10 protein-coding genes and 1 pseudogene are annotated in these 12,607 nt (G+C 71.7%); 6 read left to right on the forward strand and 5 right to left on the reverse strand.

Features of this window, described 5'->3' with window-relative positions:
* The first annotated feature begins 145 nt into the window (after positions 1–145).
* Together ABD437_RS04410 and ABD437_RS04415 are read left to right on the forward strand one after the other, a co-directional pair.
* Complete coding sequence (locus ABD437_RS04410) at positions 146–1,276, forward strand: sensor histidine kinase (protein ID WP_344647443.1); 1,131 nt, start codon at positions 146–148, stop codon at positions 1,274–1,276.
* A complete protein-coding gene (locus tag ABD437_RS04415; RefSeq protein WP_344647444.1) occupies positions 1,273–1,908 on the forward strand; it encodes a response regulator in 636 nt (211 codons plus the stop codon). Before ABD437_RS04410 ends, ABD437_RS04415 begins: the two co-directional genes overlap by 4 nt.
* On the opposite strand, the gene serB is transcribed toward ABD437_RS04415, so the two are convergent.
* Both serB and ctaD read right to left on the reverse strand, forming a co-directional pair.
* The gene (serB, locus tag ABD437_RS04420; protein WP_344647445.1) at positions 1,905–3,113 is read right to left on the reverse strand and encodes a phosphoserine phosphatase SerB; all 1,209 of its coding nucleotides are present in this window, start codon (positions 3,111–3,113) and stop codon (positions 1,905–1,907) included. The two genes, ABD437_RS04415 and serB, sit on opposite strands and share 4 nt — an antisense overlap.
* A 148-nt stretch (positions 3,114–3,261) precedes the next feature.
* Positions 3,262–4,962 carry an aa3-type cytochrome oxidase subunit I gene (gene ctaD, locus ABD437_RS04425; protein ID WP_486304005.1) on the reverse strand — a complete coding sequence of 567 codons (1,701 nt, stop codon included), beginning with the start codon at positions 4,960–4,962 and terminating at the stop codon, positions 3,262–3,264.
* Between the two features lie 307 nt (positions 4,963–5,269).
* On the opposite strand from ctaD, the pseudogene ABD437_RS04430 reads away from it, so the two are divergent.
* Together ABD437_RS04430 and ABD437_RS04435 are read left to right on the forward strand one after the other, a co-directional pair.
* Positions 5,270–5,356: pseudogene (locus ABD437_RS04430) on the forward strand (hypothetical protein); the annotation flags it as partial.
* Between the two features lie 12 nt (positions 5,357–5,368).
* Entirely contained in the window at positions 5,369–5,506 is a 138-nt protein-coding gene (locus ABD437_RS04435) for a WD40 repeat domain-containing protein (protein WP_344647447.1), read from the forward strand.
* Between the two features lie 9 nt (positions 5,507–5,515).
* Here the strand turns inward: ABD437_RS04435 and ABD437_RS04440 are convergent, their stop codons facing one another.
* A complete protein-coding gene (locus ABD437_RS04440; RefSeq protein ID WP_344647448.1) occupies positions 5,516–7,108 on the reverse strand; it encodes a bis-aminopropyl spermidine synthase family protein in 1,593 nt (530 codons plus the stop codon).
* Between the two features lie 85 nt (positions 7,109–7,193).
* On the opposite strand from ABD437_RS04440, the gene ABD437_RS04445 reads away from it, so the two are divergent.
* Positions 7,194–9,422, forward strand: coding sequence for a PAS domain-containing hybrid sensor histidine kinase/response regulator (locus ABD437_RS04445; RefSeq protein ID WP_344647449.1), 2,229 nt, complete (start codon positions 7,194–7,196; stop codon positions 9,420–9,422).
* On the opposite strand, the gene ABD437_RS04450 is transcribed toward ABD437_RS04445, so the two are convergent.
* Entirely contained in the window at positions 9,419–10,627 is a 1,209-nt protein-coding gene (locus tag ABD437_RS04450; RefSeq protein WP_344647450.1) for a PucR family transcriptional regulator, read from the reverse strand. The two genes, ABD437_RS04445 and ABD437_RS04450, sit on opposite strands and share 4 nt — an antisense overlap.
* Positions 10,628–10,919: 292 nt before the next feature.
* Between ABD437_RS04450 and ABD437_RS04455 the strand changes: the two genes are divergently transcribed.
* On the forward strand, positions 10,920–12,308 hold the full coding sequence (locus ABD437_RS04455; protein ID WP_344647451.1) for an MFS transporter: 1,389 nt from the start codon (positions 10,920–10,922) through the stop codon (positions 12,306–12,308).
* Here the strand turns inward: ABD437_RS04455 and ABD437_RS04460 are convergent.
* The gene (locus ABD437_RS04460) at positions 12,265–12,564 is read right to left on the reverse strand and encodes an alpha/beta hydrolase (protein WP_344647452.1); all 300 of its coding nucleotides are present in this window, start codon (positions 12,562–12,564) and stop codon (positions 12,265–12,267) included. The genes ABD437_RS04455 and ABD437_RS04460 overlap by 44 nt on opposite strands.
* Positions 12,565–12,607: the final 43 nt, after the last annotated feature.

The following is a 12,607-nucleotide window of genomic DNA, read 5'->3' on the forward strand; positions in this document are numbered from 1 at the left end:
GCGTCGGCCCGCGTGACGAACTGCCCGTACGCCGTCCGATGCACGGTCCCGGGTGCGGTTCCTACATCCTTCGGCGGACGCCGGGCGAGCGCACACCGTAGGCACGGCCGAAGCGGCGGACGGCTACCCGTGGTCGAATCGAGCCATGCGGTGGCGTGATCTGGGGCTGGCGGTGGGCGCCTTCGTCGGCGGCCTCGTGCTGATCTGGCTCGGCTACCCGTTGAAGTCGTGGGTCGGCCTCGCCACCCTGGGCGCCGCCTCGTTCTCGGTGCTCATCCTGCGGCCCTTCCGGTGGGTCAGCCTGACCGTGGCTTACGTGGCCCTGACCGTCGACTGGATCGTCGGCACGCCCGGCCTGGTGCCGATCTTCGTGCTCGCCAACGCCCTCTGGGAGATCACCGAGAAGGGCTCGGCCCGGGTCGGTCGCGCGTTGATGATCAGCTCGGTCACGACCGTGCTGATCTTCTCGGTGGTCGGGCTGGTCAAAGCGCAGGAGCTCGACGGTGTGCTGCTGGGCGTGCAGGCGGCGCTCTTCACCGTCGTACCGGTGGACACCGCGATGACCGTGCGGCGGCACCGCCAGACCGCGGCGGCCGAGCGGGAACGGGCGAGCGCCGAGCGGGAACGCGCGGAGCAGACCGCGCGGCTGGCCGAGCTCGACCAGCGGGCCGCGGTGGCGGCCGAACGGACCCGGGTGGCGCGTGACCTGCACGACCTCGTCGCGAACGATCTGAGCGTGATCGCGCTGCACTCCACCGCCGCGCTGGCCCGGGACGACCACGGCGACACGACCCGACGATCGCTCGAGCTGATCCGCAAGCACAGCGTCGACGGGCTGGCCGAGATGCGTCACCTGATCGACGTGCTGCGGGCCGACGAGGGCGCCGACTCGCCCGCCGAGGCCCGCCTGGACCAGCTCGCCGCGCTCGTCGACCGGGTGCGTGAGGCCGGCACCCCGGCGACGCTGACCGTGGACGGGGAAGCCCGGCCGCTGTCGTCGGCGGTGGAGCTCGCCGGGTACCGGATCCTGCAGGAGGCCCTCACGAACGCCGGACGCCACGCCCCCGGTCAGCCGGTGGAGGCGATCGTGCGGTACTGCCCGGACGTGCTGACGCTCACCGTCGAGAACCCGCTGCCGGACACCGCCGACGCGTTCCCGCTGGTCGGCGGCGCAGGGCTGGTGGGCATGGCCGAGCGGGCCGCGCTCGTGGGCGGCTCGCTCGACGCGGGCCCGCAGGAAGGACGGTGGCGTGTGCACGCCTCGATTCCGCTGTGACCGTGCGGGTGCTGGTCGCGGACGACCAGGCGGCGGTGCGGACCGGGTTGGTGCTGATCCTGTCGTCGGCGCCGGACATCGAGGTCGTCGGGGAGGCCGGGGACGGTCAGGAGGCGGTGGAGCTGGCCCGTGCGCTGCGCCCCGACGTCGTCGTGATGGACGTGCGGATGCCGAAGCTGGACGGGATCGGCGCGACCGCGGCACTGGCCGCCGACGGCGTGGCCGACGTGCTGGTACTGACGACGTTCGACCTGGACGAGTACGTGTTCGGAGCGCTGCGTGCCGGGGCGGCCGGTTTCCTGCTCAAGGACACCGAGGCGGCCGACCTGATCGCCGCGGTACGGCTCGTCGCCGCCGGTGAGGGCATGGTCGCGCCGCGGGTCACCCGCCGGCTCATCGACGCGTTCGCGCGCGGCACGGTCGCTCGTCCGGCCCCGCCGCCGGAGCTGGAGAAGCTGACGCCGCGCGAGCGCGAGGTGCTCGACTGCCTGGGCCGCGGCCTGTCGAACGCGGAGATCGCGGCGGCCCTGGACATGGCCGAGGCGACCACCAAGACCCACGTCAGCCGCATCCTGGCCAAACTGCGCCTACGCAGCCGCACCCAGGCCGCCGTCCTGGCCCGCGAGCTTTAGCTCTCGTCGACCTCGTCGACCTCGTCGATCTCCTCGCGGGAGACGCCGAGGAAGAACAGGACCGCGTCGAGGTAGGGCTGGTTGAGTGCGGTGTCGGCGACCTCGCGCAGCGCCGGCTTCGCGTTGAACGCGATGCCGAGCCCGGCCGCGCTGATCATGTCGATGTCGTTGGCTCCGTCGCCGACCGCGACGGTCTGGGCCATCGGCACGCCGGCGGCCGCGGCGAACTTGGCGAGCGCGGTGGCCTTGCCCGGCCGGTCCACGATGTCGCCGATGACCCGCCCGGTGAGGACGCCGTCGATCACCTCGAGCGTGTTCGCGGCCGCGTAGTCGAGCCCGAGCAGGTCGACGAGATGGTCGGTGACCTGCGTGAAGCCGCCGGAGACGATGCCGCAGAGAAAGCCCATGCGCTTGAGCGTGCGCACCAGCGTGCGTGCGCCGGGCGTCAGCTTCACCTCGTTGCGGACCTTCTCCAGCACGATCGCGTCGAGGCCGGCCAAGGCGTGCACACGCTGGTGCAGCGAGTCGGCGAAGTCGAGTTCGCCACGCATCGCGGCCGCCGTCACCGCCGCGACCTCGGCTTCGGCCTCCGGGCCGGCGTGCGCGGCGAGCATCTCGATCACCTCGCCGGTGATCAGCGTCGAGTCGACGTCGAACACGACCAGCCGCTTCGCGCGCCGGGCGAGCCCGCTGCGCTCCACCGCGACGTCGATGCGGTGCGCGGTGGCCACCGTGGAGAGCGCGGTGCGCAGCGGGGCGCTCTCCACGCCGGAGACACGCAGCTCGAGGCTCGTGACCGGGTACTTGGAGAGGCGCGTGATCGCGTCGATGTTGCCGCCCAGGTCGCTGATGCCGGACGCGATCGACGCCACCGCGGACGCGGTGAGGGGACGGCCGAGCACCGTGACGTGATGGGGCTTCTCCTGGCGACGGGTCATCGGCGCGTCGGCGGTCGGCGCGAGCGCGACCTCGATCCAGACGCCGAGGGCCCGGCCGAGGTCGGACACGCTCCGTTTGACCGCGGGCAGTTCGTCGGCCGACGGCAGCTCGACCGAGACGCCGAGCAGCAGCTGGCCGCGGATCACGACCTGCTCGACGTCCCGGACCTCGAGGTCGAGGGTGGCCAGAGCGGAGAAGAGAGCGGCGGTGACGCCGGGGCGGTCGGCGCCGGTGACGGTGAGCAGTGCACGCGTGCTGTGAGTCATCGCTCCGGTTCCGCGGCTGGAGAAAATGCGGTGCGTTCACTCACCGTAGAACGCCCGCGCTCGTCCGGCCGAACCCGACCCCGCCCGTGTGAGCCACTGCACGCAAATGGCCGGCCCCTCGTCGGGACCGGCCATTCGGTGAGCGGTGTTACGCGTTCACGCTCGGCTGCTGCGGATTCTTGACCTCGTTGGCCCACGGCGCCAGGTGCGGGAACTTCACGTCGAACGCCGGGCGCTCCGAGCGGATGCGCGGCAGCTCGAGGAAGTTGTGCCGCGGCGGCGGGCAGGACGTGGCCCACTCGAGGCCACCCCCGTAGCCCCACGGGTCGTCGACGGTCACGACCCGGCCGAGCTTGTAGGACTTCCAGATGTTCCAGATGATCGGCAGCGTCGAGATGCCGAGGATGAACGCGCCGATCGTCGAGATCGTGTTCAGCGTGGTGAAGCCGTCGCTGGCCAGGTAGTCGGCGTAGCGGCGGGGCATGCCCTCGTTGCCGAGCCAGTGCTGCACCAGGAACGTGGTGTGGAACCCGATGAACGTGAGCCAGAAGTGCAGCTTGCCGAGGCGCTCGTCGAGCATCCGGCCGGTCATCTTCGGGAACCAGAAGTAGATCCCGGCGAACGCGGCGAACACGATCGTGCCGAAGAGCACGTAGTGGAAGTGCGCCACCACGAAGTAACTGTCCGAGACGTGGAAGTCCACCGGCGGGCTGGCCAGCAGAACACCGGTCAGGCCACCGAACAGGAACGTGACGAGGAAGCCGACCGCGAACAGCATCGGCGTCTCGAACGTCAGCTGGCCGCGCCACATGGTGCCGATCCAGTTGAAGAACTTCATACCGGTGGGCACCGCGATCAGGTACGACAGGAAGCTGAAGAACGGCAGGAGCACCGCGCCGGTGACGAACATGTGGTGCGCCCACACGGTCATCGACAGCGCCGCGATGGCCACCGTGGCGCCGACCAGACCCTTGTAACCGAACAGCGGCTTGCGGCTGAACACCGGGATGATCTCGGTGATGATGCCGAAGAACGGTAGGGCGAGGATGTAGACCTCTGGATGCCCGAAGAACCAGAACAGGTGCTGCCAGAGGATCGGACCGCCGGTGTCGGCGTCGTAGACGTGCGCCCCGAGGTGCCGGTCGGCCAGCAGGCCGAAGAACGCGGCGGTCAGGATCGGGAAGACCATCAGCACCAGGAGGCTGGTGACCAGCATGTTCCAGGTGAAGATCGGCATCCGGAACATCGTCATGCCCGGCGCGCGCATCGTCAGGATCGTCGTGATGATGTTGACCGCACCGAGGATCGTGCCCAGACCGGAGATCGCGAAGCCGACGATCCACAGGTCGGCGCCGGCGCCCGGCGAGTTGATCTGCGAGTTCAGCGGCGCGTAGGCGAACCAGCCGAAGTCGGCCGCGCCGCCCGGCGTCAGGAAGCCCGAGAGCACCATCAGACCGCCGAACGCGAAGGCCCAGTACGCGAACGCGTTCAACCGCGGGAACGACACGTCGGGCGCGCCGATCTGCAGCGGCACCAGGAAGTTCGCGAACGCGAAGCCCAGCGGCGTGCCGAAGAGCAGCAGCATCACCGAGCCGTGCATCGTGAACAGCTGGTTGTACTGCTCGTTCGACAGGAACTGCAGCCCCGGCCGGGCCAGCTCGGCGCGCATGAGCAGCGCCATCACGCCGGCCGCGGCGAAGAAGAAGAACGACGTGATCAGGTACATGATGCCGATTTGCTTCGCGTCGGTCGTCCGGATGATCCGGGCCAACGCGTTGCCCTTCACCGACTCGCGCACCGGCCATGGCCGGCTCACGATCGGTTCCGGTTCGATGCGTTCGGCTTCGATGGTCACAGCCGGACCCTCCTGGCAGATCGGCGTCGCTGGGCCTGGTGCTGGCCCGCGGCTGGCAAGCCTCGCGAGCAGAATAGTCCGTCTCCCGCGTCTGACACGGCGGGGGTCTACCTAGCGTCGTCGTGTCTGAAATATTCCGTTCCAGCCCTAGCGTCTCCCCGCTCACCCGCGACTTGCTCCGCAGACACCTCGACACCTGCACGAACCCGACCGGTGAACGGCGTCAACTACGGCGTAGTGGCGCCCTACCGAGTGCGACTTCGTCAAGCGGCTGGCCGAGCTCTCCTCGGAACGCGCGCCGCTGGTCGGTCACTCCGGGCAGGTTCACTCGGTCGCGTTCAGCCCGTCCGAGCCGTTACTGGCGACCGCGAGCTTCGATCGCACGGTCCGGATCTGGGACGTGGCCACCCGGACCCGGGTGGGTCCACCGCTCACCGGCCACGCGAACGAGGTCTGGTCGATCGTGTTCAGCCCCGATGGGTCGCTGCTCGCCTCCGGCAGCAAGGACAAGTCGGTGCGGGTCCACAAGGTGTTCTGAACCCGCGGTTCAGGGGGCGGAGGCTCGGATCGCCTCGATGAGGGGGGCCAGCCGGTGCCTCGGGGTCTCCATCAGCGTGCCGTCCGCCTCGATGCCCGCCGGTGCCGGGAGGTACTCGGCCACCCGTGCGGCGGCCTCCGGTTTCGCCCGGCCGGTATGGGTGGTCAGGGCGTCGCGCCAGACGTTGGTGAGGCGGCCGTGGGCACGGTCGAGGACGTGGCGGACCAGCCGGTCGCCCGGGTCGGTGGGGTCGGGGGCCGCCACCGCCTCGACGATCGCGGACGTCGGCCCCGGCGTGCTGCGGCGGAACCGCAGCGCCCATTTCGGCGCGACGAGCTCGGCGAGGGCCTGCTGGCCGGCCGCGTCGGCGAGGTCGGGATGGTTGTTGCCGACCGCGACGGCGAGCCGCCGGGCGTCGACCGCGAGCAGTATCCGCAGCAACCAGGACCCCGGGTCGGCCGAGGCGTCCACCGCGACCGCGCCGGCCCGGGCCGGGCCGGGCACCCCACCGGTCCAGAGCGCACCGAGCGCCCGCTCCCCGCTCAGCTCGGGCCCGCGCAGCGCCCCGGGGGTCGGCGCGGCCCCGAGCACCGGCAGCCGGTCGGGGCCCGCGGCGGCCGCCACCAGCGCGGTCGCGACCGCGGCCGGAGCGGCCGACGACGCCTCCGCGGACTGCTCACCGTGGGTGTAGATGGTGGGCTTGGCGCGCCCCTTCCGGTGCGCCTTGCTCGTGGGGAGAAGGAGGTAGAGGTCACTGGCGCTCCCGATCGCCTGCGCCCCGTCGTACCGGGAGAACGCCGGCCACTGCGCCTGCACGGCGAGCTCCAGTTCGCCGAACGTCCGCTGGACCGCCAGCCCCAGCGCGGGCGTGCGCGGCGAGTACCCGTAGGCGAGCAGGATGCGCCCGCCCGGCGTGAGCCCTTCGATCGCCCGTTCGAGGAACAGGCCGATCCCGTCGGGCGTGTAGGGCGGGTCGGTGAACGCGAGCGCGGCGCGCCCGGCCGCCGCGGCGGGCAGCCCGAACCGCAGGTCGCCGAAGACGCACCGGATGCCGAGCCCGAGCGAGTCGATGTACGCGAGCAGCCGCTCGTCGACGTCGACGACGGTCGCGGTGAGCGTCGGACGCAGCAGGCAGGTGGCGGCGGCGGTGAGGTCGTGGTCGCCGACGCAGAGCAGGTGGGCGCCGTCCAGGTCGAAGTGGGCGTCGAGCCAGAGCGCGCGGCGCACCGCGGTCTCCGGGGTCGCGGCCACGTGGTCGAGCGCCCGCCGCGGCGGCGGCGCCGACGCACGCACCCGGGTGACCTCGGCCAGCAGGTCGGGGACGGCGGCGAGGGCCGGACCGAGCGGGTCGGCGAGCCCGGTGGTCCGCCGGTCGAACCGCTGCCGGTACTCCGGGACCCGATCGGCCCGGATCCGCAGCGCCTCGCCGGGAGCGAGGTCCTCGCCGAGCGCGGCGAGCACCTCCTCCACCGTCCGGCGCGGCACCGCGAACGTCCGCACCAGGTCGGCGAGCGTCCATCCGCGCTCCCCGAGCGCGAGCACCACCTCGTGGACCGGCCGGCCGTGCTCCGAAATCACCTTCGCCACGGCGTCCGCACTCACCCGCGAAGGCTCGCACAGCCTCGCGCAGCGCGCCAAAAGCTACAATCCGCACTTAACCGTAAAAACCGACGTAACGGGGGGCGGCGTGACCGAACACGGTGTCCAGGAGATGCCCTCGGCGATCGTCGCGATCGACCCCGACGGCCGCATCACCCAGGCCAACTCCTCCGCCGAGGACCTGTTCGGCTACAGCTGGGACGAGCTGTCCCTCCGTCCGCTGGACGACCTGCTCCGCGAGCCCACCGAGCTGCCCGACGTCAGCGGCGACATCGAGCTGGCCTGCCGCCGCAAGGACGGCTCCGAGTTCCGCGCCGAGCTCTCGCTGACCCCGATGGACACCCCGGAGGGCCAACTCGTCTCGATCGCGATCCGGGACCTCGGGCAGCGCAACCGGGCCGTCGAGCGGATGCGCTGGCTCTCGGCGATCGTCGAGCACGCCCACTCCCCGATCGTCAGCGCCGACCTCGACGGGACGATCACGTCCTGGAACACCGCGGCGGAGCGGGTCTACGGCTGGACCGCGGACGCGATGATCGGCCGCCCGATCAGCACGTTCGTCGAGCCGGTGCACGCCGAGCTGGTCACCGAGACGCTGGCCAAGGTCCGCGAGGGCGAGACCGTGCACATCCCGGACGGCCAGATCGTCCGCGCGGACGGCCGGCGGGTGGCGGTGAGCGTCTCCGCGTCGCCGATCGTCGGGCCGAACGGCAGGGTCGCCGGAATCGCCTACGCCGCCCGCGACCTGTCCGCGTCCGAGCGCGCCGAAGCGAAGTTCCGCTGGCTGCTCAACGCGACGCCGCTCCCGATCGTCGGGGTGGACGTGAACGGCCGGATCCGGATGGCGAACACCGAGGCCGCACGCACGTTCGGTTATCTCGTCGACGACCTGGTCGGCGAACAGCTCGACACCCTGCTGCCGGACGCCCGGGACGCCGTGACCGCCGAGTCACGCCACGACCCGCGTGACCCGGTCGCCGAGCCGACCCGGCTGGCCGGGCACCGCAGGGACGGCAGCGTGTTCCCGGCCGAGATCCTGCTCTCCTCGCTGCTTACCGAGGACGGGCTGCTGATCGCGGTCACCGTGCACGACATCACCGCGCGGCTGGAGGGCGAGGCCGAACGCGTGCGGCTGGAGAACCAGCTGCAGCGCTCCCAGCGGCTGGACAGCCTCGGCCAGCTGGCCGGCGGCGTCGCGCACGACTTCAACAACGTGCTGGCGATCATCCTGGGCCACGCGTCGATCGCCGAGGAGGACCTGGCCGGGCTCGTACCCGGAAACGACCAGGGCCGGCTCGACGGGGCCCGCCGGGCCGTCGAGCAGATGCACCAGGCCGCCGAACGCGGCTCGCGCCTGACCAAACAGCTGCTCGCGTTCGGCCGGCGCGAGGTCGTGCGTCCGCAGGTGTTCCTGCTCAGCGACGTCATGGCCGACGTCGTCCGGCTGCTGTCGGGCACGCTCGGCGCCGACGTCCGGGTGTCGACGAGCAGCGACGCCGACCTGTGGCCGGTCACCGCCGACCCCGGACGGATCGAACAGGTGCTGGTCAACCTCGCGGTGAACGCCAGGGACGCGATGCCGCAGGGCGGGACGCTGCAGTTCGACGCGGTGAACGTCGCGCTCGACTCGGCGCAGGCCGCGCGGTACGGGCTCACCGACGGGCGGTACGTACAGCTGCGTGTCACCGACACCGGCACCGGGATGCCGCCGGAGGTGGCCGAGCGGGCGTTCGAGCCGTTCTACACCACCAAACCGGACGGCCAGGGCACCGGGCTCGGGCTGGCGTCGGTGTACGGAATCGTGTCGCAGGCCGCCGGCCACGTGTACCTGCGGTCCCGGCCGGGCTGGGGCACGTCGGTGACCGTGCTGCTGCCGGCGTCGTCCGGTGAGCCGTCGGTGCGTCCGGGGGCGCAGCACCCGGCGGCTCCGGTCGAGGCGACCGAGCCCGAACGCACGGTGCTCGTCGTCGACGACGAGCCCGACCTGCGCAAATCGATCGAGATCATCCTCGGGCGCGGCGGCTACGCGGTGCTGAGCGCGGGGTCGGGTGACGAGGCCGCCCAGCTGGCCAGCGCCTACCCGGGCTCGATCGACCTGCTGCTCACCGACGTCACGATGCCGGGGTTGTCGGGCCAGGAGGTGGCGCGCCGGCTGCGCGCCGACCGGCCGTCGATGCGGGTGCTGTTCATGTCCGGCTTCGCCCAGCCGTTGCTGACGTCCAAAGGAACGATCGGCCCGGACGTGACGCTGGTGGAGAAACCGTTCACCCGACGGAGCCTGCTGGCAAAAGTCGCCGAGGTCCTGGCCCCGGCCTAGGGCCTCCGCACCACCGCCAGGGCCCGTAGCGCGCACTCGAGTTCGAACCGCGAGTCGGGGTCGTGGAGCTGGTCGGAGAAGAGCGCCTCGAGCTGACGCAGGCGGTAGCGCACGGTCTGCGGGTGCACCTGGAGCCGCGAGGCCACCTCCGGGGCGCCGCCCCGGGTCTCCAGCCACGCGAGCAGCGTCTCGCTCAGCCGGGCCTGCTGTTTCACGGTGAGCTGACGCAGCGGCGCCAACCGGCGTTCGGCGAACACCTCGACCAGGGCCTCGTCGGCGAGCAGCAGCAACGTGGAGAGGTGATCCGCGCTGCGGACGACCTGCTGGGAGCTCAGCGCGCCGCGGCGCAGGAACGCGAGCGCGCGCCGCGCCCAGCGCAGTGACCGCAGCGCGTCGGGCACCGCCACCGGCAGGCCGATCGCCGCCCGGGACGGGTGCGGTACCGAGCGCAGCGCCGCTTCGATGCGCTCGAGCTGCGCTTCCGGGACCAGCAGGCAGGGTTCGCTGCCCTCCAGGTCGATCAGGACGGCCGGGCCGAGGTCGGGCAGCGTCAGCTCGCGGTCGTCCGCGCGCGGCTCCAGCGCGATCGCGACCAGCCGCTCGGGAACGGTCCACCGCGCGGTGCGCGCCAGGTCGGCGATCGCGGCCTCGGACGGCGGCGGGTCGGCGAGCAGCGTCTGCATCAGCTGGCGACGCCGACGCTCGCGGGCCCCGGCCGCGTGCGCCTGCGCCTCGGCGTACCCCTCGACCGAGAGCGCGGCGAGCTGGTCGACGTAGGCGATCACCGCCTCGCCCAGCTGGAAGAGCAGCGGAGCCGGGATCGAGAAGCGCAGCCCGGCGTCGGCCAGCCGGCGCCAGGCGACGCGTGCGCCGAGCCGGTACGCGGCCTGCAGCGCGTCCAGGCTGCGGCCCTGCTGGAACTCGCCGTAACCCAGCTTGCGGTGGACGGCGTCCCAGTCGTCGACGGTGAGGTTCGGGTCGCCGACCTTGTCGGCGAACTGGGTGAGCGCCCGCTCGACCCCGACCCGGATGACGTACTCGTAGGACTCGCCCATCGACCGGCCGAACTCGGGGATTCCCTCGCGGACGGCCTCGACGATCTCCTCGGCCAGCGTGCCGAGCTCGGGCTTGATCACGTCCGCCAGCTCGGACGGCAGACCGGCCCAGGGCTCGAACGCACCGGGGCGCACGGCTAACTGCGACATTCGGTCACCTCCAGCCGACCGGGCTGACCGCAGAACACACGGACAGTAATTCCCCAACTCTGCGGCAGACTATTAACGAAGCGTTGCAACTGTCAACCGACAGGTTACGCCGACACCACCGGAAATAGTCTCGGTACCATGAATTACCGAAGCGTTCACGTGTTCTCGGAAAATACTCTCCGTTAGGCCTTCCCGCGCTTTCTTCCTCCATTCAGATAACCATTGACGATGCCTCCGAACAGGGCACTTCGTGGCGATTTCTCTGGGAGAATATCGATAAGGAGGCCGCCCGATGCCCTCTCGTGTGGTGCTCGTGCCAATTGCGCTCGCAGCATTTGTCACGTCACTCGACAACACTGTCGTCAATGTCGCCCTACCGTCCATGCAGCGCGACTTGGCGCTCGGTGTCAGCGGCCTGCAATGGATCGCGACGAGCTATATCTTGGCGTTCTCCGCGCTCCTGCTGGCGGGTGGCCGACTCACCGATCTGTACGGGCGCCGTCGCGTGTTCCTGGTCGGCCTCGGCGTTTTTGTCGCCGCTTCGGCGCTGGCCGGCACGGCGACGTCCGGCGACTTCCTGATCACCACGCGCGTGCTGCAGGGCGTCGGTGCGGCGCTGGTGTTGCCGTCGACGCTGGCGGTGCTGGCGGCCGACGTGCCGCCGCTCTCGCGGCACCTCGGGGCGGGCGTGCTCACCGCGTCGATCGCCCTGTCGCTGGCGCTGGGCCCGGTGGTCGGCGGTGCGGTGGCCGAGCACTGGCACTGGAGTGGGATCTTCTACCTCAACGTCCCGCTCGGCCTGTTCACGATGGCGCTCGGGGCGCGCACGATCGGAGGCTCGCGGGCCAGCGGGCAACCGATCGACGTCGGTGGGGTGGTCACGTCGACGGCGGCGATGTTCGCGGGAACGTACGCGCTGATCGAGGGCAGCGTCATCGCCGGGGCGCTGGCGGTGCTGGGCGCGGCGTGCTTCGTCGTCGTGGAGCGGTTCGCGGCGGCGCCGATGGTGGACGTGCGGCTCTTCGCCGGGCGCGTGTTCAGTGGCGGAACGGCCGCGCAGGTGCTCTGGGGGCTCGGGATCAACGGCGTCTTCTTCTTCACCTCGCTGTTCCTGCAGGACGTGATGCGGCTCGGTCCGACGGCGGCCGGCGCGATGTTCGTCCCGCTGGCGGCGGCGCTCGTCGTGTGCGTGCCGGTGTCGGCGGCGCTGGCGGCGCGGACCGGTGTCCACCGGACGGTCGCGGGCGGCATGGCGCTGATCGCGGCCGGGCTGGTGTGGGTGTCGTTCGTCGGGCGGGGCGACGCGGCCTGGGAGCTGGTGCCGGGTCTGGTGCTGGTCGGCGTCGGGTCGGCGTTGACGACGCCGTTGACGTCGGCGGTGCTGGAGGTCGTGCCGCCGGCGTCGGCCGGGGTCGCGGCCGCGGTGGTCAGCGCGGCCAGGGAGGTCTCCGGCGTGCTGGGGATCGCGCTGGTGGGAGCCGTGGTCGCGGCCCGGTCGGCCGCCGCGGCGTCCGGTGGGGCCGCACCGGTCGACGCGTTCGCCAGCGGCTACACCGCCGGCCTCTGGTGCGCGGCCGCGCTCACGCTGCTGGGCGGCGCGATCAGCCTGCTCACCCTCCGCCCGGTGCTCGTGCCCGCTACACCCCGAGACCCGAGGCCAGGACTGGCCAGGAAGCGGTGAACTGCCGCTGCCAGTAGGGCCAGTCGTGGACGCCGGCGTTGCCGAGGTCGGTGGTGACCGAGATCCCGGCGGCCCTCAGCCTCCCGGCCAACGCCTGGTTCGCGGGCGCGGCGACGCCTTCGATCAGCGACGCGTCGAGCGGGGCGTCACCGGCCTGGGACCGGCCGTTCCCGCACGAGAGGTAGAGCCGCATCCCGCGCAGCCGAGCGACGTTCGAGGACGGGTTGCGCGCCGCCCACCCGAGCGCGTTCCACACCGGCGAGCCCTACATCTGGAGCGGGTTCTCCCCGCCGCGCAGC

The sequence above is a fragment of the Cryptosporangium japonicum genome (genome assembly GCF_039524755.1).
GTDB lineage: Bacteria > Actinomycetota > Actinomycetes > Mycobacteriales > Cryptosporangiaceae > Cryptosporangium > Cryptosporangium japonicum.

Excerpts from the sequence above, each read along its gene's own strand:
- ABD437_RS04410 (WP_344647443.1), top strand. The coding sequence starts at position 146 with ATGCGGTGGCGTGATCTGGGGCTGGCGGTGGGCGCCTTCGTCGGCGGC.
- serB (WP_344647445.1), bottom strand. The coding sequence starts at position 3,113 with ATGACTCACAGCACGCGTGCACTGCTCACCGTCACCGGCGCCGACCGC.
- ABD437_RS04450 (WP_344647450.1), bottom strand. The coding sequence starts at position 10,627 with ATGTCGCAGTTAGCCGTGCGCCCCGGTGCGTTCGAGCCCTGGGCCGGT.
- ABD437_RS04455 (WP_344647451.1), top strand. The coding sequence starts at position 10,920 with ATGCCCTCTCGTGTGGTGCTCGTGCCAATTGCGCTCGCAGCATTTGTC.